General features: G+C 62.6%; 18 protein-coding genes. 11 read left to right on the top strand and 7 right to left on the bottom strand.

Translation table 11 applies throughout. The features are described 5' to 3' along the window. Positions 1-132: 132 nt before the first annotated feature. Positions 133-1,086, bottom strand: a complete 954-nt coding sequence (locus tag GRB96_RS14145) for a GlxA family transcriptional regulator (RefSeq protein ID WP_161432721.1) — start codon at positions 1,084-1,086, stop codon at positions 133-135. Positions 1,087-1,231: 145 nt separating this feature from the next. On the opposite strand from GRB96_RS14145, the gene GRB96_RS14140 reads away from it, so the two are divergent. Continuing rightward, entirely contained in the window at positions 1,232-2,107 is an 876-nt protein-coding gene (locus tag GRB96_RS14140) for an MBL fold metallo-hydrolase (protein WP_161432720.1), read from the top strand. 89 nt (positions 2,108-2,196) lie between these two features. Here GRB96_RS14140 and GRB96_RS14135 read toward each other — a convergent pair whose 3' ends face one another. The 3 genes from GRB96_RS14135 to GRB96_RS14130 form a co-directional block, all read right to left on the bottom strand. Then, positions 2,197-2,637 (bottom strand): DUF411 domain-containing protein, encoded by a 441-nt coding sequence (locus tag GRB96_RS14135; RefSeq protein WP_161432719.1) that lies wholly within the window; start codon positions 2,635-2,637, stop codon positions 2,197-2,199. After that, complete coding sequence (locus GRB96_RS15555) at positions 2,634-2,786, bottom strand: hypothetical protein (protein WP_170293780.1); 153 nt, start codon at positions 2,784-2,786, stop codon at positions 2,634-2,636. Before GRB96_RS15555 ends, GRB96_RS14135 begins: the two co-directional genes overlap by 4 nt. 73 nt (positions 2,787-2,859) lie before the next feature. Then, positions 2,860-3,243: a hypothetical protein gene (locus GRB96_RS14130; protein WP_161432718.1), complete on the bottom strand. Its 384-nt coding sequence runs from the start codon at positions 3,241-3,243 to the stop codon at positions 2,860-2,862. A 127-nt stretch (positions 3,244-3,370) separates the two neighbouring features. On the opposite strand from GRB96_RS14130, the gene GRB96_RS14125 reads away from it, so the two are divergent. The 10 genes from GRB96_RS14125 to GRB96_RS14080 all read left to right on the top strand — a co-directional run bounded on the left by GRB96_RS14125 (position 3,371) and on the right by GRB96_RS14080 (position 13,949). After that, positions 3,371-3,871 (top strand): cupredoxin domain-containing protein, encoded by a 501-nt coding sequence (locus GRB96_RS14125; RefSeq protein WP_161432717.1) that lies wholly within the window; start codon positions 3,371-3,373, stop codon positions 3,869-3,871. A gap of 8 nt (positions 3,872-3,879) precedes the next feature. Continuing rightward, the gene (locus GRB96_RS14120) at positions 3,880-4,545 is read left to right on the top strand and encodes a response regulator transcription factor (protein ID WP_075369354.1); all 666 of its coding nucleotides are present in this window, start codon (positions 3,880-3,882) and stop codon (positions 4,543-4,545) included. Between the two features lie 22 nt (positions 4,546-4,567). After that, positions 4,568-5,857 (top strand): sensor histidine kinase, encoded by a 1,290-nt coding sequence (locus GRB96_RS14115; protein WP_240894180.1) that lies wholly within the window; start codon positions 4,568-4,570, stop codon positions 5,855-5,857. Between the two features lie 71 nt (positions 5,858-5,928). Continuing rightward, positions 5,929-7,716 (top strand): copper resistance system multicopper oxidase, encoded by a 1,788-nt coding sequence (locus tag GRB96_RS14110; RefSeq protein WP_161432715.1) that lies wholly within the window; start codon positions 5,929-5,931, stop codon positions 7,714-7,716. Positions 7,717-7,743: 27 nt separating this feature from the next. Continuing rightward, entirely contained in the window at positions 7,744-8,496 is a 753-nt protein-coding gene (locus tag GRB96_RS14105; RefSeq protein WP_161433144.1) for a copper resistance protein B, read from the top strand. A gap of 195 nt (positions 8,497-8,691) precedes the next feature. Continuing rightward, positions 8,692-9,513: a prolipoprotein diacylglyceryl transferase gene (gene lgt, locus GRB96_RS14100; protein WP_161432714.1), complete on the top strand. Its 822-nt coding sequence runs from the start codon at positions 8,692-8,694 to the stop codon at positions 9,511-9,513. Between the two features lie 45 nt (positions 9,514-9,558). Then, positions 9,559-9,762, top strand: a complete 204-nt coding sequence (locus GRB96_RS15770; RefSeq protein WP_161432713.1) for a DUF2933 domain-containing protein — start codon at positions 9,559-9,561, stop codon at positions 9,760-9,762. Positions 9,763-9,792: 30 nt separating this feature from the next. Beyond that, positions 9,793-10,131 carry a cation transporter gene (locus GRB96_RS14090; protein WP_161432712.1) on the top strand — a complete coding sequence of 113 codons (339 nt, stop codon included), beginning with the start codon at positions 9,793-9,795 and terminating at the stop codon, positions 10,129-10,131. Positions 10,132-10,269: 138 nt separating this feature from the next. Beyond that, positions 10,270-11,634, top strand: coding sequence for an APC family permease (locus GRB96_RS14085; RefSeq protein WP_161432711.1), 1,365 nt, complete (start codon positions 10,270-10,272; stop codon positions 11,632-11,634). Continuing rightward, a complete protein-coding gene (locus GRB96_RS14080) occupies positions 11,631-13,949 on the top strand; it encodes a heavy metal translocating P-type ATPase (protein ID WP_161432710.1) in 2,319 nt (772 codons plus the stop codon). The genes GRB96_RS14085 and GRB96_RS14080 overlap by 4 nt, the downstream gene beginning before the upstream one ends. Before the next feature lie 333 nt (positions 13,950-14,282). Here GRB96_RS14080 and GRB96_RS14075 read toward each other — a convergent pair whose 3' ends face one another. From GRB96_RS14075 to GRB96_RS14065, 3 genes are all read right to left on the bottom strand, one after another. Next, complete coding sequence (locus GRB96_RS14075) at positions 14,283-19,418, bottom strand: hypothetical protein (protein ID WP_205743546.1); 5,136 nt, start codon at positions 19,416-19,418, stop codon at positions 14,283-14,285. Positions 19,419-19,442: 24 nt separating this feature from the next. Then, entirely contained in the window at positions 19,443-20,468 is a 1,026-nt protein-coding gene (locus GRB96_RS14070; RefSeq protein WP_161432709.1) for an ATP-binding protein, read from the bottom strand. Between the two features lie 385 nt (positions 20,469-20,853). Beyond that, positions 20,854-21,645, bottom strand: a complete 792-nt coding sequence (locus GRB96_RS14065; protein ID WP_161432708.1) for an aminoglycoside adenylyltransferase family protein — start codon at positions 21,643-21,645, stop codon at positions 20,854-20,856. Between the last annotated feature and the right edge of the window lie 198 nt (positions 21,646-21,843).

Genomic DNA, 21,843 nt, shown 5'->3' with positions numbered 1-21,843 from the left:
CCGCCGCAGTCGGCTGCGACTTGCGGGGCGCTTGAGCCAAGGGCCGACGGCCCACAGAGTCGCCGCTGTCACCGGCGGGCATAGCGTCGGCATCGAGAGCGGTCACGTGCAGAAGGATAGGACCAACGATAATCAGGTGCTTTCGCCGAAGGTCTTTCGCCAGTCGCGGGGGCTGACCCGATGCCGCTGCCTGAAATGTTGCCGAAACGATGTCGCCGTGTGGAAACCGACCCTTTCCGCAATGGCCTCTACCGACAAGGAGGTGGTTTCCAACAGCTCGCGTCCACGCCGCAGCCGCTCGCTCACCAGCCACTCCACCACCGTCATGCCGGTGGCCTTGTGGAAGTGGCGCGTGAAGGTCCGCCGACTCATGGCGGTACGGGTGGCAAGCGCATCGATGGTGTGCGACTCCGCCAGGTGTTCTCGCAGGTAGTCGAGCAGGCGGTTGATGTGGGCGTCCTGGGTAGAGGTAGCAACCGGCTGCTCGATGAACTGCGCTTGCCCACCCTCTCGATGCGGTGGGACCACCATGGCCCGGGCCACCTTGTTGGCAATTTGCGCGCCGTAATATTCACGCACCAGGAACAAGCAACAATCCAGGCCGGCCGCGGTACCGGCAGACGTCACCAGACGATCCTCCTCCACGTAGAGCGCATTGGTATCCAGCTTGACTCTGGGAAAGCGGCCGATGAAATCCTGCTCGGCCATCCAGTGAGTCGACGCCCGCCTACCGTCCAGCAGCCCGGCGTAAGCCAGGGCATAGGTGCCGTAACAGAGTCCCACCACATGGGCACCCCGCTCATGACACCGGACGAGCGACTCGGCCAGCTCTGGCGGCGGCGCTTCATTCAGGTCATGCCAGCCAGGCACCACCGCGATATCCACCCGGTCCAGCAGCTCCAGGCCGCCGTCGGGCCGTACCGTCATCGCCCGCTCGGCCGCCAGCGGCTTCCCCTCCAGCGCCACGATGGACAGATCGAACAGTGGGCGATCGGGCAAGGCCATACCGAACACCGTATAGGGCACCGAGAAATGGAAGGGACTGATATTCGGGTAAAGGATCAGTCCGACGCTGGGCAACGGCAAGGTGCGACTCCTGAGCTTCGTTCCTCATAATCATGGCACCTTGGCCCGAATCTTTCGAATATTGTCATTCAGGCCAATTTTTTGCTCAACCGCGCCCCGCTAGACTGGTTGCCATCACCCAGTAACGTAATGGAGGAGCATCCAGATGCTGATCAAGACCCTCGCCAGTTCCCTGGCCCTGGCCACGGCCCTCATCGCCGGCAGTGCATCCGCGGACTCGATCTCTCAGGAGACAACGCAGCAGGTGCAGCAGATCCGCAATGCCACGGTGAAGATCACCTATGGGGATACCACCTTCCTGATCGATCCCATGCTGGCCAAGCAGGGCGCCTACCCGGGTTTCGATGGCACCTACCGTAGCGAGCTGCGCAATCCGCTGGTTGGGTTGCCAATGCCGGCAGAGGATGTGATCGACGACACGGACGCCGTGATCGTCACCCACACCCACCTCGACCACTGGGACGCCGCCGCCCAGGCGCTGCTGCCGAAGGATATCCCACTGTTCGCTCAGCACCAGGCCGATGCAGCGATGATCCGTGAGCAGGGCTTTACCAACGTGCGCATACTTTCCGATAAGGCCGAGTTCGATGGCGTAACCCTGAGCAGGACAGGCGGCCAGCATGGCACCGATGAAATGTATGCCTCACCTGAAGTCGCGGCCGCTCTCGGAGATGTGATGGGCGTAGTCTTCCAAGCACCTGGCCAGGAGACTCTCTACCTGGTAGGCGACACCATATGGCGCGATGAAGTTGATCAGGCGTTAGATGAGTATGACCCTAAGATTGTGGTGCTCAACGCAGGGCAAGCGATGCGCAGCGATTATGATGATCCCATCATCATGGGCAAGGAAGATGTACTGCGCGCTACCCAGACAGCACCGGAAGCAACAGTAGTCGCCACACACATGGATGCTATCAACCATATGTCGCTGACACGGGAAGAGTTGAGAGAGTACGTGCAGGCGGTGGGCATCGAGGATCATGTCGTGATCCCCGCCGACGGCGAGGTCATCTCCTTCTGATCCCAAGGGCCGCCACCTTCATGGCGGCCCGATTTTCTCTATTTGCCCGGGTGAGGCTTCACCCGGGCAGTTGCCATCACGTGGAGACGTTACAGCGTCATGTATGGCTGGGCTTCTCCGGCGCGAAACTGGTAGACGCTCCAGTCACCCTGTTTTGGCCCGGGCATGCCCGGGGTGCCGATGGGCATGCCCGCCAGGCCGATGCCGTCGGTGTCGGGGTGCTCCTCGAAGAGTTTCTCTACCGCCTCGAAGGGCACGTGACCCTCGATGATGTACTCGCCCATCTCGATGGTGTGGCAGGAGCCCAGACCGTAGGGAAGCCCGGCACGTTCCTTGACCTGGCCGATCGGCACGTCGTCGACGACGGTGACCTCGACGCCGAGCGCTTCGAGTTGGCGGGCATATTCATCGCAGCAGCCGCACTGGGGGTTCTTGTAGAGGGTCGCCGCATCGGGCATAGCGGCCTGTGCGGTGCCGGCACCGATCAGCAGCGCTGCGGAGACAACCAGAGTGGGGGCAAAACGGTTCATGAGCGATCCTCCCGAGACCGACGAGACGTGAAGAGGTACTTGGCGAGAACGGCAATGCCGAGACCGAGCAGAAGCATGACGGTCAAGGGCATCAGCCAGCCCATCCAACCCATTGACCCCATCAGGGAAAAGCAATCGTTGGCGTACATGATGTGACTCCTGACGAAAGAAAGGGGGCGCCGATAACGAGCCAATACGTCGTTACCGGGAAGTCGAGCGACGTCAGGACTTGGGAGGTTCTCGGGGTGGTGCAGCGATGAACTCGACCACGGCTGGGTCGGCCAGGTCTACAAGAGCGTCCGGAGGGACGCGGGGGACAATCGGCGTGGCGGTCAATGCCGCGCAGGCGCCGCAGTCGGCGACGGTATGATCGAGCATCTCGACCTGGGATGTGCCACAGTCGACGGCGCAGGCGTCCATGGTCGCATGACCGGGCAGGCTGGCGACCAGCAGCAATACCGCGAGTAGCAACGCCATCAGGCGTACTCCTCGGGTGTGCAGCAGGTAGCGAACATTGCAGGTCATTCGGTCATCCTCATAGTCGAGGCCCCATTCTGCCTTGGTGGTCGTGTCGTCCGACATGATCCAGGACAAGGGATTCGGCATGGCCTTCATCAGACCCTTGGATGCTACAACCTGCGCGTTACACAAGGGTCAAGAGGTTTCGAGTTCAGTCTCATTTCAGGTTGCTGCGGTATAACCAATGCTCCCCTGATACGATCAAAGAGGTTCCATGATGCGCAAGTCACTGCTGGCCATCACCCTTTGCCTGGCCGCCACTTCCGCCCTTGCTGCCGGTGAACATGGTGGTTCTCACGCTACAGCGCCAGATGCCGAGGTCGACCGCACCATCCAGGTCGAGGCCGGTGACATGTGGTTTGATCCCGAGACACTCGGCATCACCGCTGGAGAGACTGTGCGCTTCAAGGTAGTCAACACCGGCAACCTGAAGCACGAATTCGTGATCGGCGATGCCGCAGCCCAGGAAGCGCACCGCGAGATGATGCAGGCTATGGGAGACAGTGGTCATGGTGACGGCCACGACGGCCATGGCGGCCATGACATGGCGGAAGGTGCGCATGGCGGCGAGATGCCGGCGGTAACCATCGCGCCCGGCGACACCGCAGAGCTGGTGTGGACCGCCCCCGCCGACGTGGAGTCGCTCGTCTATGCCTGCAACATCCCGGGACACTCCGAGTCCGGCATGGTCGGCGAGATCCAGCTGGGCAAGTGAGCCGACGCATGAAGCTCTTGCTACTCGAAGATGACGACTTGCTGGCCGAGAGCCTCGCCGAATCCCTCAAGGACAACGGTTACCGGGTCGACCTGGCCACGTCTCTGAGAATCGCCGAGGCGCTTATGACGACCGAGACCTATGCGCTGGCGATCATGGACCTGGGCCTTCCCGATGGCTCGGGTCTCGACCTGCTCAAGCGGTGGCGCCAGTCGGGCCGCGACCTGCCGGTGTTGATCCTGACGGCTCGGGACACCTGGGAAGACAAGGTCGTCGGGCTCGAAGGCGGCGCGGATGACTACCTGACCAAACCCTTCCACGAAGCCGAGCTTATCGCCCGGGTCAAGGCACTGTTGCGCCGCCAATCGGGGCGACTCTCCAGTCAGTTGACGCTGGGTGATGTCTCCCTGGACGAGGCCAACCAGTGCGTCCGTGTGGCCGATGGCCCCTGGCACCCGCTGACAGGCACCGAGTTCGTGCTGCTGCGCTACTTCATGCATCATCCGGGGCGCGTGCTCTCCAAGGAGCACCTCCTCAACCAGCTCTACGCCCTGGAGCAGGACGCCGCGGCACCCAATCTCATCGAGGTGTACATCGCGCGGCTGCGCCGTCACCTGGGCAAACCAAGCATCCAGACCCGTCGCGGCCAGGGCTATGTCTTTGTTGCGGATTGATCGTCGCAGCCTGCGAATCCGCTTGCTGGCCTGGCTGTCGGGTATCGCCCTGCTGGTCACCGGGTTGACCTGGCTACTGCACGGGATCCTGCTCAACGACCTGGCGCGGGACTTCCTGGGGGAACGGCTCGAACGCGAAGCCGATCACGCCATCGAGCAACTGCGCCGTGATCACCTGGCCACCGCCCGAGTCCTGGACTCTGCCAGCCGCGGCTTCGCGATTTTCCATCACCTCTATGTGCTGCGCCTGGGCGATGAGGTCTCGGCCTCTCACCCACGCTGGCAGGAGGCGCTGTTGCCTCTGCTGTCCAGCGACGAGTCGCTGGCCGAGGTGCGTGAGGCGGGACAGCACCTGCTGGTCTTCCGCCAGCCCTTCACCCTCGACGACCAACAGGGGGTGCTGCTGATCGGCGAAGATTTCTCCCAGGTCGAGGCGGGCCTTCATCGTCTGCACTGGTGGGTCGGTGGCATCGCCGCCAGCCTGCTGCTCCTGCTGGTGGTGCTCAACCTGCTGGCCGTCAGTCGGGGCATGGTGCCGCTGTCACGGCTGCGCCACCAGCTCGGTGAGTTGCAGGCCGGCAAGCGCGACCGCCTCTCCCTGGATGTCCCCTCCGAGCTCGACAGCCTGGTCGGGCAGCTCAACCGCTTCATGGACGAGATCGATGGCCGCCTGCAGCGCTCCCGAGAGTCGGTTGCCAACCTCTCCCACGCGCTGAAGACACCTCTGGCCGCGGTCATTCAGGTGCTGCGCGGCTCCCGACCCATCGATGCCGCGCGGCGCCAACGCCTGGAGGAGCGCCTGGAGGAGATTCACGCTCAGCTCGATGTCGAACTTCGCCGCTCGCGCATCGCGGGTCCCAATGCCGGGCGCCTTGCCGATCCGTGTCGCGACGCCAACCGACTGATCGAGATGTTCCGGACCCTCTACCCGGCCAAGCGCTTCACCCTGGAGATAGCCGAAGGCACCGGACAGCGCATTCCCATCGAGTCTCAGGACCTGTCGGAGATGATCGGTATCGTGCTCGACAATGCCGGCAAATGGGCGAATCAGGAGGTTCACTGCGAGATAGGCCTTCAGGGTGGCCTTACCCTGCGCGTCGAGGATGATGGTCCCGGAGTCGCAGAGGATGATCTCGCTCGTCTCGGTGAGCGCGGGTGGCGCCTGGACGAGGCGCATCCCGGCTATGGCCTGGGCCTGTCGATCCTGAACCAGCTACTGAAGCGCTATGCCGGGAAGGTCCGCTTCGGGCATAGCGCACTGGGCGGTCTGAGTGTGGAGATTCACGTGCCCTTCACGCTGGACGCTGCGTAACCTGACCTTTTCAGGCCCGATTCAGCTTGCCCCGTCATGATGTCGCCTTCCAACATCGACGGGAGTCACAGATGGCACGTTCCAGCGTCATTACGCAGCCGCTGTCGCGCCGGCGGCTGCTCAAGGGGGGTGCTGCCCTGGGCATCGGCTCGGCGGCTGCCCTTGGCCTGCGCCCGGCCTGGGCCGATCCATGGGGGCAGACCAATGTCTACGCCAAGGGAGTCGAGGAAGGCCCCGAGGTGGCGCTTGCCATCCGTCGCGAGTCGCTTGAGATCGATGGTCAGGCGGCGCGGCCCTACACCATCAACGGCGAGAGCCCCGGGCCGATGATCCGGCTCAAGGAGGGCCAGGATGCCGTGCTCAGGGTGACCAACCTGCTCGATGAGCCGACCTCCATCCACTGGCATGGCCTGATACTGCCGCCCGACCAGGATGGCGTTCCCGGCGTCAGCTTCGCCGGCATCGCCCCCGGTGAGACCTTCACCTACCGCTTCCCGGTACGCCAGAACGGTACCTACTGGTACCACAGTCACTCCGGCCTTCAGGAGCAGCTCGGCCATGCCGGGCCACTGATCATCGACGCCGCCGAGCGCGAACCCTTCCGCTATGATCGCGAGCACGTGCTGCTGCTCACCGACTGGACCTTCGAGGATCCCATGGCGGTGTTCCGCAACCTCAAGACCGCCGAGGGGTACTACAACTTCCAGGAACGCACTATCGGCGACTTCTTCGCCGACGTGCGCGAGAAGGGCTTTGCGGCGACGGCGGAGATGCGCGGCATGTGGGCCAAGATGCGCATGAGCTCACGCGACATCGCCGACGTCACCGGCAGCACCTACACCTACCTGCTCAATGGCCACTCTCCCGAGGAGAACTGGACGGCGCTGTTCAAGGCCGGCGAACGGATCCGCCTTCGGGTCATCAATGGCTCGGCAATGTCCTACTTCGACGTACGCATCCCAGGGCTCAAGATGACCGTGGTGGCCGCCGACGGTCAGCCGGTGCAGCCGGTCCCGGTGGACGAGTTCCGCATCGGGGTGGCCGAGACCTACGACGTGCTGGTCGCCCCCGAGGACGACACCGCCTATACGATCTTCGCCGAATCGATGGATCGCAGCGGCTATGCCCGCGCGACCCTGGCACCGCGGGAGGGCATGGCCGCGGAGATCCCCGAGCGTCGCAGGATCGCCGACCGCGGCATGGAGGCCATGGGTGCCCATGGCATGGACCACTCCAGCATGTCCGACAGTGACATGGAGGGCATGGATCATTCCAACATGTCCGGCGATGACAGGGAGGGCATGGATCATTCCGAGATGGACCATGGCGGCAGCATGGCGAGGGAATCCGCCAAGACCCGCGGGAACGGCATGCTGGCGGCGGGAGAGGCCCAGCCGGGCTCGCGCTATGACCAGGCCGGCATCGGCATCGATCCCAACGCACGCCGCACCCTGGTCTACCGCGACCTCAAGGCCTTCACCCCCTGGCCCGACCGCCGTGAACCCGGCCGCGAGCTGGAGCTACACCTCACCGGCAACATGGAACGTTACATGTGGTCCTTCGACGGCAAGACGTTCAGCGAGGTAACGGGCCCCATTCACTTCGAGAAGGACGAGCGGCTGCGCCTGATCCTGGTCAACGACACCATGATGGAACACCCCATCCACCTTCACGGCATGTGGATGGAGCTGGAGAACGGCCAGGGCGAGCTGATCCCGCGCAAGCACACCCTGAACATCAAGCCCGGCGAGCGCGTCTCGGCGTTGATCACCGCTGATGCCGAGGGCAGCTGGGCCTTCCACTGCCACCTGCTCTATCACATGGACGCCGGCATGTTCCGGGTCGTCAAGGTCGCGTAAGGAGACGCCATGAATACCAGAATCCCGATGATCGCGGCCGGTGCCCTGCTGGCCACGCTCCCGCTCTCCGTCGCCCTGGCAGAGGATGGCTATGATGCGCCGGCGGACTGGCCCGCCCCCATGGCCAAGCACAACATGGCCATGGCGCTGTTCGACCGTCTTGAATATGCCGTGCCCGACAAGGGTCATGAGGAATTGGTCTGGGACTTCCAGGCCTGGTACGGCGGGGACATCAACCGGGTCTACCTGAAGTCCGAGGGCGAGAACGTCCAGGGCGATGGCGAGGATGCCGAGTTCGAATCCCTGGAGCTGCTCTACAGCCGGCTGATCGCCGATTTCTGGGAGCTGCAGGGCGGTATCGGTTACCAGGGTGGGGTCTTCTCCGATGACCACGCCGAACGTGGCTATGGGGTGATCGGCCTGCAGGGCGTGATGCCCTACGGCATCGAGACCGACCTGGCGTTTCAGGTCAGCGACGAAGGCGACGTCTCGGCCAGTTTCGAGGGCGAGTACGACCTGCGCCTGACCCAGCGGCTTTACCTGCAGCCGCGTACCGAGATCGCCGTGGCCGCCAGCGAGGCCGAGGCATTCGGCGTCGGCGAGGGGCTCAACTCGGTACGCGTCGGCATGCGCCTGGGCTACGAGGTGACGCGCCGCCTTGCGCCCTATGTCGGTGCCTACTGGCAGAAGCAGTACGGCGATACCGCCGACATCGCCCGCCACCATGGCGATCCCACCGAAGATACCGGCATCGTCGCCGGGGCCAGGCTGATGTTCTGAGCCACGAATCGGTCTCGCGACCGACGCCACCGCCTGGTGGCGTCGTCGTCTTTGGCGATCCGAGCCTGGGTTGATCCGTGTCAATCGTCTCGGCCATGGCGTTCAGCCTGGATTCAGACAGCGTCGCCACACTGGCGGTAACAGGAACCGTTGCCGGGCCACCGGCGATGGTCAGACACATCACAGGAGCGACGCATGATCCCCTACCCCCAGATCGATCCGGTGGCACTGTCGATGGGCCCACTGAGCATCCACTGGTATGGGCTGATGTACGTGGTGGGGCTGGCCGCAGCCTGGTGGCTGGGCAGACGACGTGCCCACCGGCTCGGCCTCACCCATGACGATATCGGCGACCTGATCTTCTATGGCGCGGTGGGGATCATCCTCGGCGGTCGACTGGGGTATGTGCTCTTCTACGGCCTCGATCAGCTGGCGGCCGATCCGCTCTGGCTGTTCAGGCTCTGGGAAGGCGGGATGAGCTTTCACGGTGGCCTTGCCGGCGTGCTGGTCGCCGCCTGGTGGTTCGCTCGCCGCCATCGCCTGGCCTTCCTCCAGCTGACCGACTTCATCGCACCGCTGGTGCCGATTGGCCTGGGCGCCGGGCGGCTGGGCAACTTCATCAACCATGAGTTGCCAGGACGCGTGAGCGACGTTCCCTGGGCGATGGTCTTCCCGTCCATGATGGGGTTGGGCTCGGCGCCACGCCACCCGTCGGCGCTCTACGAGTTTGCCCTGGAGGGTGTGGTGCTGTTCGTCGTGCTGTGGTGGGTCTCCACCCGACCGCGCCGACGCGGCATCGTCTCGGGGCTCTTCCTGATGCTCTACGGCGTCTTTCGCTTCGCGGTCGAGTTCGTGCGCCTGCCCGACCCCCAGCTGGGCTTCGTCGCCTTCGATTGGCTCACCATGGGGCAGCTGCTGTCCCTGCCGATGGTGGCGACTGGACTGCTCCTGCTGCTCGCAGCCCAGCGCCGAGACCCGCTCGATGCGGTGGCCAGAACGAGCCGACCATCGACTTGACGCCGACACGACTCCACTCACACGCCAACCCACCGGGAGGTCGCCATGGAGAAGAGAGCACAACACCGCCTGATGATGGTCTGGCTGCCGCTGGCAGGCCTCCTCGCGGTGGGTGGCTACCTGTTGGTGACCGGCCATCGGTTGCACCTCTATCAGGCGTTGCCGCTGCTGCTGCTCGCCTGCCCCCTGATGCATCTCTTCCTGCACCGCCACCACGGTGGCCGTCACGACAAAGACGACGATAACTGAACCACGGCTAGTACAGAACGGAGGTGGAGCATGTCACATCACGATCACCGCCCCGGCGTTTCACAAGCGTCACTGGTCACTCGCTCGCTGAAGCTAACACCCGGTCCATCAGGGCATATCGCGGCGGCGGTAACCGAGATCGACGCGCTGCGTGGCCTCGACCGCGTGTCCTACGACCCGGAACATCGCAAACTCCACCTTGCCTACGATGCCAAGCGATTGTGTATCGATGATATCGAGGTGGTACTGGCACGCCATGGCGTAGACATCGGCGCCGGACGTTGGAACCGGATCAAGGAGGACTATTACCGCTTCATCGACCAGAACGTGAAGGACAATGCCAAGCAGAAGCCCTGGAGCTGTCACTGACCTTGATGATGGCGAGGGGTGCCGATTGACCCTTGGGTTACACAAGGGCTCTAGGATGAGGAGTGATCACATTGCCGATGGCCAACCGCGCCCAGCAGATCACTTCCCCATCACCAAGGCCGACACGCAAGGAGATGCATGGACAGGTCGCCCCAGTACCAGAAGAACAGCCTTAGCCTTGTCGGGGCCATCGCCCTGGGAACCGGGGTAATGATCGGTGCCGGAATCTTCGCGCTGACCGGACAGATGGCCGAGATGACCGGCGAGCTGTTTCCCCTGGCCTTCCTCTCGGCGGCCATGATCGTCAGTTTCAGCGCCTACTCCTACGTCAAGATGTCCAATGCCTACCCGTCGGCCGGCGGCATCGGCATGTACCTTCACAAGGCCTATGGGCCCACCCTGCCCACGGCCTTCCATGCGCTGCTGATGTACTTCTCCATGGTGATCGCCCAGAGCTTCCTGGCGAGGACCTTCGGCTCCTATACCCTGGAGCTGTTCGATGGGGGTAACCGGTCGCTGCTGGTGCCGGCGCTGGGTGTCGGCCTGCTGATCGCCGCCTTCCTCATCAACCTCTCCGCCAACAAGCTGATCCAGGGCGTGGCGTCGGTGCTGGGGGTCATCAAGATCGGTGGCATCATCCTGTTCGGCGTGGTGGGCGTGCTGGTGGCCGACACCATCGGTATCCGGGCCACGGCCGAGGCGCCGGCGCCCGGCGTCTCCGGGTTCCTGGGGGCCACCGCGCTCGGCATCCTGGCCTTCAAGGGGTTCACCACCATCACCAACAGCGGGGCCGAGATCCGCGATCCCCACCGTAACGTCGGCCGGGCCATCATCGTCTCGATCGCCCTGTGCGTGGTGATCTATGCGCTGGTGGGCCTCGCCGTCGCCAGCAACCTGTCGCTGACGGAGATCATCGCGACCAAGGACTACTCGCTGGCCGCGGCTGCACGCCCTGCGCTGGGGGAGGCCGCCGTCTGGTTCACCGTCCTGCTCGCCATGCTGGCCACGGCAGGTGGCATCATCGCCAGCGTCTTCGCGGTATCGCGGATGCTGGCGATGCTGACCGAGATGAAGCTGGTGCCCCATCGCCATTTCCATATGCCCGGCAGCATCCAGAAGCACACCTTGGTCTATACCATCGTGCTCGGCCTGCTGCTGACGGCGTTCTTCGACCTGAGCCGCATCGCGGCACTCGGCATCATCTTCTATCTGGTGATGGATATCGCCATTCACTGGGGGGTGTTGCGGCATCTACGCGATGCGGTGGCGGCCCGCCCGGCCATCCTGCTGACCGCGATCGCCCTCGACCTGGTGGTGCTGGCAGGCTTCCTCTGGGTCAAGGCCACCACCGACCCGCTGGTGCTCTACGTTGCCGCCGCCGCGATGGCCGTCATCCTGGTGGCGGAATACGCCTTTCTTTCCCGGCGATCCGAGCAGGACGCCGACCACCATGCTCATTCGCATGACGCGAGTGGCAGCCACAGCAGGGAGGATGGAGCATGACACAGGACCACACCCATGAGGTCACGGACCCCGTCTGCGGGATGACGGTCGATCCTCACCATACCGACCACCGCGCCTCACACGCTGGAAAGACCTGGTACTTCTGCTCAGCCAGGTGCCAGCAGAAGTTCAAGCGGGACCCTGACGCCTACCTGCAGTGCGACGACACACCGGCCGAGCCAGCGCCGCCCGGCACGATCTACACCTGCCCGATGCACCCCGAGATCCGCCAGGAGGGGCCGGGGGACTGCCCGATCTGCGGCATGGCCCTGGAGCCCGAGACGGTCTCCGCCGAGTCCGGGCCCTCCGAGGAGCTCAAGGACATGACGCGGCGCTTCTGGATCGGGCTGGCCCTGGCACTGCCGGTGCTGGTGCTGGAAATGGGCGGCCATGTGTTCGGCCTCGATCACCTGATCGCCCCCCAAGTCTCGAACTGGATCCAGCTGCTGCTCGCCACGCCGGTGGTGGTCTGGGCGGGCAGGCCCTTCTTCGTGCGCGGCTGGCGCTCCATCATGCGCCGCAGCCTCAACATGTTCACCCTGATCGCCATCGGCACCGGGGCGGCGCTGGTCTACAGCCTGCTGGCGACCATCGTGCCGGGCATCTTCCCCGAGACCTTCCGCCAGACCGACGGCTCGGTGGCGGTCTACTTCGAGGCGGCGGCGGTGATCGTGGTGCTGGTACTGCTCGGGCAGGTGCTAGAGCTACGAGCCCGGGAGAAGACCTCCGGGGCAATCCGCGCCCTGCTCGACCTGGCCCCGGCCAACGCGCGACGCCTCGATGACGAGGGCCAGGAAGAGGAAGTCTCCCTCGACAAGGTCCAGGTGGGTGATCGCCTGCGCGTGCGCCCCGGCGACAAGGTGCCGCTGGACGGCGAGGTCTTGGAGGGGCGCTCCAACATCGACGAGTCGATGGTCACCGGCGAGCCACTGGCGGTGCGCAAGGAGGCCGGCGACGGCGTGATCGGTGGCAGCATCAACGGCCAGGGCTCGTTCATCATGCGCGCCGACAAGGTGGGCCGCGACACCATGCTGTCGCAGATCGTGCAGATGGTGGCCAGCGCCCAGCGCAGCCGGGCGCCCATCCAGGGGCTGGCCGACAGGGTCGCCGGCGTCTTCGTGCCGGCGGTGATCCTGGTCGCGGTGGTGGCCTTCATCGCCTGGTCGCTGTGGGGGCCGGCACCGCCCATGGCCTTCGGGCTGATCGCCGCGGTCAGCGTGCTGATCATCGCCTGCCCCTGTGCCCTGGGGCTGGCCACTCCCATGTCGATCATGGTCGGCGTGGGTCGAGGGGCCCAGGCGGGGGTACTGATCCGCGACGCCGAGGCGCTGGAGCGCCTGGAGAAGGTCGACACCGTGGTGGTCGACAAGACCGGCACCCTGACCGAGGGCAAGCCGCGGGTCACCGAATTGCGCCCGGCCGAAGGTTTCGACGCTCAGGAACTCCTGCGACTGGCCGCGGGGCTTGAGCGCGGTAGCGAACACCCCCTCGCCCAGGCGATCGTCGACAAGGCCAAGGACGATGGCGTGAGCCTCTCGGAGGCCACGGAATTCGACTCCCCCAACGGCAAGGGCGTGACGGGCCGGATCGACGGCCACCACATCGCGCTCGGCAATCGCCTGCTGATGGAGAGCGAAGGGGTAGACCTCTCGGAGCAAGCTGAGGAGGCCGATCGGCTGCGCGGCGACGGCGCCACCGTGATCTTCGCCGCGGTGGACGGCCGCCTGGCGGGCCTGCTGGCCATCGCCGACCCGGTCAAGGAGACCACCGAGGCGGCCATCCGAGCCCTGCAGGCCGACGGCATTCGGGTGGTCATGCTCACCGGCGACAACCGCACCTCCGCCGAGGCGGTGGCGCGCCGCCTGGGCATCGACGAGGTGGAAGCCGAGGTGCTCCCCGAAGACAAGGGGCGCGTGGTGCAGCACCTGCGTGACGAGGGTCGCGTGGTGGTGATGGCCGGCGACGGCGTCAACGACGCCCCTGCCCTGGCCACCGCCGACGTGGGCATCGCCATGGGCACCGGCACCGACGTGGCCATCGAGAGCGCCGGCGTGACCCTGCTGCGCGGGGATTTGACCGGGATCGTCGAGGCGCACCGGTTGTCGCGAGCCACCATGCGCAACATCCGCCAGAACCTCTTCTTCGCCTTCGTCTACAACGCCGCGGGGGTGCCCATCGCCGCCGGTATCCTCTACCCCTTCACCGGCCTGCTGCTGTCACCGATCATCGCCGCCGCGGCGATGTCGCTCTCCTCGGTGAGCGTGATCGCCAATGCGCTGCGGCTGAGGCTTGTGAAGCTGAAGTCCGCTGACTGACTAAGCGAGAGAGGTGCAGAGTCATCTACTGGCAACGCCCAAGAGGATATAGCGTGCCCGTTTGCGACATCGCCACGGTGGCGCGCTATATCCGATTTCGGCCAGAAGCAGCCTTTCAGCATCTTCTGATATAACGTACAGCATCAGCGCCGTCCGCTGCATGCTTTTGTTATGCGGCATCGTGGTTGATGCAGCCACTGGTTGTCCACTTTCGATCCGAAGAGGCCACTGGGTGACCGGCCTACGAGCAGCTCTCCGAGTACTTGGCGAAAATCGTTGAGACAACCCAAGACGCATCTTTCAGCCAGTTCCTTGGGAAGAGATTGGGGAGCATCAGGCAGCCGGCGTAACGAAATCGTCCCGCATCCTGAACGCGGCGGAAGAACCGCTCTCGACAAGAACATCGAGCACATACAGGATCGCCTCTTGCAGGGCCGGATCGCGCTTGAGTTCCAGCGGCCGTGCATAAACATGCCGTTGGAGAAGAACTTCGAGCATGAAGACGGTGTTGGACTCGCGCAGCATGTCGGCAGGGTTCCCGCGCCTGAGCGCGTTCGCGATGCGCACAAACGCGGCGGGCATGGAACGCTCGCCGATGTGGTAGAGGAAGCGGACATAGCTGTCCAGCACGATCCAGACCGGCGGCAGCACGTCGAAGAGTGCGTCGACGTTGTGGGCGTAGCCTTCAAGGCTCCGCCAGTGATGGACGTTGTCCTTCCACCACGCGGTCAGGAAGATCGTCGACAGCACCTCGCTACCGTGGGGATGCTCCCTTTCAAGATGCGCGAGCCACCTGGCGCGCTTGACCCGCTCGGCAAACAGGTTCCATAGGAACCAGTAATGCGGCGTATTGGGGTTGCTGTCCTCGCTGCTAGTGAACCCCTGGATGACGTTGTGGACCTCGCGCGGATGCCGGTCAACGGCCTCGAGGATCGGCTGTAGGACTTGCTCGGCATCGGCATCTGACGCACGCATCACAAATTGCTGAATGCGGTCGGATATGGCTTGCTCCCTGTGAAAATTCCTATCGCGCCGGTCGGGAGAACGATCGTGCTCACGGTTCCAGCACTCCACGAGGTCTTCGCTGGCGCGCCGGTGTGCGGCCACGGCCAGAGGCTCGTTGGGAACCTGGCCCAGAATCGCGAGGATCTTCGCGTGCGCCTCGGCTCCGAATATCTCGGTGATATCGAACTTGACGTGCGCATCTTCGGCGATTTCCCCTTCGGTCCAGAACCGCCCGCGAACGTCTGCAGCCGCGGTGGCAGAGATCGTGTCCGGCGTGCGCCGCTTGTCGTAACGCTTCTTCTCCTCGGCGTTCCAGTCGCGGTCGGCAAGAGCGGCCTCGGTTGCGATGGCATTGACGGCGCGCAGGGCAAGAGCGGGGTTCGCGGCCCATAACTTGTCGTTCATGCCCCATGTGGCGTACCAACGCACCTCGTCGAACGGATGGGTTAGCGCGGCAATAAAGGCCTGGCGCACGCGCGGCGTCTGGACTTCAGTCAGGGGCTTGGAGAGCAGCAGCGGCACGACGAAGGCACAGGGGCGATCAGCCAGCATCGAAAACTGCTGCATGCGGTCCATGGTTCCCAATTGGTCCGCGTGTCGGGAGATTTCGGAGCAGATGACGTCGATGCACCACTCCTTCTCTTCCGGCGACATCTCCTCCCAGTGATCGCGGGCGCAGATGGCGGCCACAAATCCTGGAGCGTTACGGCTGTTGTCAGGATACTCCGCGGTGCGGTCCATCCCCTTGGCACTTGCCAGCTTCTCCCGCCACTGGGCGGGGTCGGCAGAGCCGGCCTCCCGCTGGAAGACTTGGAGCCCCCACATGTAAACACCCAGACGGGCATTCATCTCGCCCATCTTCTTCGTGCTCTCGTCAATGAGTTGCTGAACTTCCGGAGCCGGAGGCTTGGGTTCGAGGCGGATGTAATTCCTCGCAGAGCCCTCGCCGTCCCCTGCCGATGTTTCGCCCCCAGCGGGCTGGTCGTGGGCCACGTCGTACTGACGGAAGTCCATCCGGTGAAGGGCCAGCTGCCATGTGAGGTCGTGCTTGTTGCGTTTATCCGGCCCGGGCAGTGCCGCGATATATCGGTCGATGATGGCGTGAACCCGCGGGGCCAGAGGACCGAGTTGCAGGTTTGCGATGGCCGCTTCAAGGTCGTGCTTGCGGTGCGGCAGCGCGTTCGACTTCTTCCGCTCCTCTTCGTAGATCTTGTTTTCGGCGCGGAAGGTAGGGAACAGTCCCGTGAGGATCGAAGTCTGGTGCTCGCCGGCCATGCGGCTGCGATCGATCTCGATGTAGTCCTGCACCGACAACAGCACCAGAAGGGCCTCGCTTGACCGGTGAGAATGAGCAGTCGCCACACTTGCGACGACGGCTGCGAGCGCGGCGGAGTCGCTGCGCTGGAGAATTTCGAGCAGTACCGCGTCGAGCCCCTCGGGATGGGATTGGGCGTAGTCGAGCAACCACTTCTCGAAGGCCATCAGCAGCGACTGGAGCGAATATGGCCCGACGGTCATGCCGCGATACAGGCCCCAGAGACGCGGGTTCACCCATTGCTTCCGCATGGTCCCGTCGGCAAACGTGAGCTCGACTTCCCAGGCGGGTTCGAGGGGGTCACGGAGACGCGGATGCGCGTACCACTCGGCACTGTGATTGAAGACCTGGATCAGGAAGTCGAGGCCTTTTCTCGGATGGTGCGTGAGCAGGTTGATCCACGGCCCCCGGAAGGCACTAGCAGGGAAGAAATCATGGCGCAGGTGTTCCTTGATGCCGAAGTAAAGGTCAACATCGATGGATGAGCGGCCATAGGGTTCCGCGCGTAGATATTCTTCCGTGGCGAGGAAGGTATCCAGGGCGACGGAGATCAAGAGGTCCGGCAGGTCGCGCGCAGCGGGCGCACCGTCGAGCCCCGCAAGGAGGATGTCGCGGAATTCCTCGGCGACGGGATCGCGGCGGCGCCCTTCCTTGATCTGCCCGCGCAGGACGGCTTCGAAGCGCGCGGGGTCGGCTTTCGGGATCTTCGCAATCACCTTCAGAATGCGTTGGCGCGTGTCTCCTCCCCTGTAGTGGTCAAAGCGCGGAAGGAGCCAATGGGCAATGCCAGCGACATGTTCGGCCCCGCCGATGTCAGGTGCCCACCAGCTGACGCCCCGCACGGCATCCTCGATCAACGCGAGAAGCAGCGGTGCGTCTTCTGGTCCGAAACTGCCTATGTTGCGGTGCACCAGCCTCACGACGGTTGCCCAGACCGCGCCTTCCGGCACGCTCAGGATCGAGCTGTGGCCACGCACGTCGGCAAGCCACGCGGGCGACGTCACACAGGCGACGCGCAGGAGGTGGATGACCCGCTTGAGGATAGCGCGGTCATTGGCGAGCAGCTCGGCCTCGTGACGCGTGAGGAATTCTGACGCGGACGGTGCCTTGAGCAGCGAGACCAACGTATCGTCGCGGAACTGGGCGGGCACGTCCGCCTGTGCGATGGCCGCGCTGAACAGCCGGTCCGCTGCAGGTGCGTCGCGGTCAACCAGTTCGGCAACCCACTTCCGGTACGAGCGGCGCACCGCAGGATGGGGCCCTATCGCTGACGACAATGCCTTGAACGCCGTCTCATCCGTGAGGTGCTGTTCCTCGATCCATTGAAGGATGGCCCAGTCCTCGAGGACGTCGTGCGCCGTCGCCACGAGCAAAGCATTGCTGTCGGGCGAAACAACGAGGGAGTCCTGTTTGAGGAGGGCGATGGCTGCGGCATTGAGTCCAGTAGCTGGAACGTAATCCGACAGGGCACGAGCCCTGCGCACCGCCAGCTCCTGCAAAGCCACTTCGCGCAGGCGCGGCATGCCGTCGGCCGGATTCTGGTCCGCGCGCACGATCTGCCGCCAGAAGACGGCGCGGAAATCGCGCTCGTTCTCCGGAAGCGGACGTCCCGCATCCCACGGAATCTGCAATGCCTTGTCGATGAAGTACGGGTTGCGCAGGATCTCGCGAAGGGCGGAGTTGGCGAGTGGCACTGCCAGCGACGGGAAGGCGGCCTGGATTTCCTGCAATTCGGTGTCGTCAAGCGGCGGAACTTCGATGACAGCGTGATCAATCCCCGCCGCCTGGAGAAAGCTGGCCCGTACCTGCTCCACGGAATAGTCGCGGCAGGTCATGAGGATACCGAGGCCGTCGTCGGACTGGGCGAGCGTCATGAGGTCGCTGAACCCGTCGCGCGTCGGTTTCTCAAGCAGGCGTTCGACGCTCTCGATCACAAGCACCTTGCGGCCCTGTGCGCCGAGGATGGCCTGAAGCTCTGTGGCGCGCGCCGGGATCTGGCTGTTGTGGAGTGTTTGGTCGATGTGGGCGACGGCGAATTCCTCGACCCGGAACCCGAAAGCGAAGAGTTCGCGGGAGAGATAGGCTACCGCTTCCTTCCCAATGACGGATTTGCCGCTGCCCGCCGGGCCCGTGATCAGGACGACTTGCCTCGCCTCGATGGCCGCAAGCACTTTGTGGACGATGCCAGCGCGCCGCAGGTGGAAAGCAGGCCCGATCGTCATGCGGATCTTCCGCAGCACGAAGTCCGTGTGGTTCTTCAGTGCCGTCAGTACCCGCTGCTCGTGCGCGCCCACCTCGCTGTACGCCTGGACGAGAGCGGCTGGAAGGTCGGCGCGTTTCAGGCTCCGTGCCGCCGGTCCAGCCTCGCTGGCATGGCCTAAAAGAGCATCCCAGGCAGCCGTCGCACTGGCAACGGGATCTGGGTCGGTAGACTTGAGGGCGAGCAGCGTCTTGATGTGCGCCTCGGTCTGGCGAGTGGAGGTGTGCAGATCGAGGCTCAGGACGTGGAGCACCCGCAGGAAAGGCCACAGGTCTTTGGCGATAACGGGCGTTCCTTCCAATGCGCTGACGATGCGGCAGAGCTCGTTATACTGGTGGACGGACTTCTTCGAGATGAAACCGTCGAGAGACAGCCGCCGTTGGAATTCTTCGCCGTCGGCCGCGCCCCGCGCGCAGTCGAGCAGCCCGACGAAATTCTCGAGAAGCGTATTCGTGCCGCGCAGCGTGACGAGCACGAAGCGGTCGTGCTGGGGATTGAAAGGGTCAGCCTCCTTGAAATCCCTCCAGAAGTCGCCAATGGCCTTCTTGCATTCGTCGTCGGCGGCACTGATGGTGAAGCTGCGTTTCACCTGCCCGACGAGCCGCGCAGTCGCCGCGCCTGCGCGCGGGCAGACAACGAGAACGTCGTCCGTATTGAAGCCGAGATGTTCGGTCTGGAAATGGACTTCTGTGACGCCGGTATCGGTCAGGATCGGCGGGATGCTGCGTACGAGCAGCTGCGCTAGCCAGTAAGCCGCGACGTGTTGCTCGAAGAACACGCCCTCGCCGCCCGTGGAGATCGGACTTGAAACTCGTTTCTGGCTTGGGCCATCCATGTAATCCACCAAATGTTCCACTGTTTCGCTGTTACCAATTAACGCCGCGTTCACCGGCTTGTCCGGTGCAACGCTTTGTTAACCCTTATTGCGTGATTGATACTCTTTGCTTGCATTAGCTAGATATTCTTTTTTATCGTCGTGTTTCGCTAGGTCGTCGCGTATAGCTGTTAGCGCATATTTGGAGTACTTAAATATAGTTGAAGCACCAGCGTCAACTTCGATTGCATATCTTTTGCTGCTTTTTAGTCCCAGCTTCCAGACAAGAACCTGGGCATCATAGGATCGAATTTGAAGCTCATCCGCCAAATGCTTAACCAAAAAAGGATAATCTTTATTTGGGTCAAGGTTAGGAACCACCACAGTATCGACTGGCGCAAGATTCCCTACCAGCTTGAGCGTAGGAGCTCCCTCTTTTTCCTTAAAATGTCCCTCTTGAACAAAAGAGACCTCATTTTTCAAGCCGGCCAATAGCTCCTCATCTATAACAAAATTGTTCGCTATGTTGGAGGATTCCATCTTGCCGCTATAAAGATCAAGCAACGCTACATTTTTTGGTCCAATTCGCGATATTTTCTCTATATGCTCCATCCATAGCTTTCTTTCTTTTTCGCGAATTTCAATCTGCATTCGCTTTAGTTCAGGAAACTCGATTCGTTTACTTGTCCCGCGATACCGATAGTAGATGTCACCATCTTTGAGGACATCACCAGAGTTTTTCTTACATATTACTGGTTTATCATCGGCCTCTTTTATTGCGATAAATCCATAGTGCTTTCTTTTGAACGTGACAACGCCTATATCCCAGTGAATTTCTGGGCTGAAATATTCCGAAAGGTACGTGGATAGCTGCTCTATTTTAATCTGATCAAATTTATCTTTATCGATTCCTTTCAACGTTCTCGGGTTATCAGTAACACCAAAAACAAGCACCCCGCCTTGCGTATTCGCAAAGGCACAAATTGTCTTTAGATACTTCGCTAGGCTTTTGAAGCCAAAGCTTTCTTTAAATTCGAGAGACGTCGATTCTCTAGATCTGACTTTTCCATCATCGCTCGAATTAGCGAGAATCTCTTTAACTCGATCTTCGTAGATGCGACTCATCTTGTTCCTTGTGCAGGGTTAACAGGTATTAGACCGCACGGTCTGATATCTGATGAACGCGCATGCACGTTCAACAATACTATACTGCACTCCACTTTCCTCCTAACCCATTGCAGCTCAGCAATATTAAGAATTGCTCGGCTAGCATAACACCAATCACCGCGCATGCTGCATAACAAGGATGCACGTGCTCGCTGCCTTTGCCGGCATGTCGGCTTTGGGTCGTCAAATGCCGTACCTCCTCCATCAGCGTAGCCTGAAGTTCGGGATCCGGCCAGAAGCGGCTATTGAGATATTTCTGATATTTAACGAAAAGCATGAGGCGCGGCTGCGCAGCAGCCATCGCACTCCATGCACTGGTTAGGCTTCTTGGTTATGTTGCGCTTCAAGGTTGCCCACATACGCGCAAGTTCTTCTCTATTGATCTCTTCATACTCAAGGCGAGCGCGAGAACCTCTGCATCTTTTCCAGCCCAGTTATCATCGCACTCGCCACGGTAGCCTTTCCTGGCCAGATCCAACAGCAGGGCGTCTTCCCGGTCCAGGCGGGCTATAGCCCATTCCGCAGCGACGTCCTTGGGCGTGATTTCGCCTTCAGCTGCCGTGAGCCACATCCGGGCCAGGGTCAGAAGCACGTTACGCTCATCGCCTCGGATGCTGGTGATCAAGCTGGGCAAGGAGTCGAGCATTGCCCGCTGCACATCGGCTATCGGCACAGGGTCGAGCATGGCCGCGGCATCCGGGCCCACAAGCGCGGTGCTGCTATCCCGGACTTTTTTCAGGACGATAGCTAGGTCCGGATCGTGTTCGGGGGCGGGGATTCGACCGGCCTCAAACTGATCCCGAAGCCATTCTCCATAAACCAACTCGTGCTTTGGTGGGTAGCGCCATGGGACGACCTCGGAAAGGAGGACAACCGTAAGCTCAAGCGGTCGTGTGTCGGTTTGATTGCCGATAAAGCCAGATACCTGCATGAGCTCTTCGACGAGCCGCCTCCGGTCCAATTCGGCCAGGCTGCTGTTAACCACCACTAGGAGATCGACATCGCTGTCGGGCCGAAGCCCTCCGACAGCCCATGAGCCGAAAAGATAGATCCCGACAACTGACCTACCGAGGCAGCTTTGTATGATTTGAAGCGCTTGAGCTGCTTCTGTCGGAATTTCGGCTATGTTTGGCATATAAATGAATCTGTAGTATATAGCCGCCTAACGCAAAAGCTCAGCCGCGCGCGTCAGCGTGTCGGCTGGAGCGTCTTGTTGGGCAGCATAAGCCACTGCACTACCGCCTGAACACAGACACCCGCCCCTACCGCGAGAGCAAGCGCACTCCAAAACTCGACTCGGGAGCGTTACGGCGGCGATGAACAGCGGCACGAC

The organism is Halomonas alimentaria (assembly GCF_009902005.1).
GTDB lineage: Bacteria > Pseudomonadota > Gammaproteobacteria > Pseudomonadales > Halomonadaceae > Halomonas > Halomonas alimentaria.
Note: the sequence above shows the minus strand (reverse complement) of the source record. Positions and strands in the feature narration are given on the sequence as shown.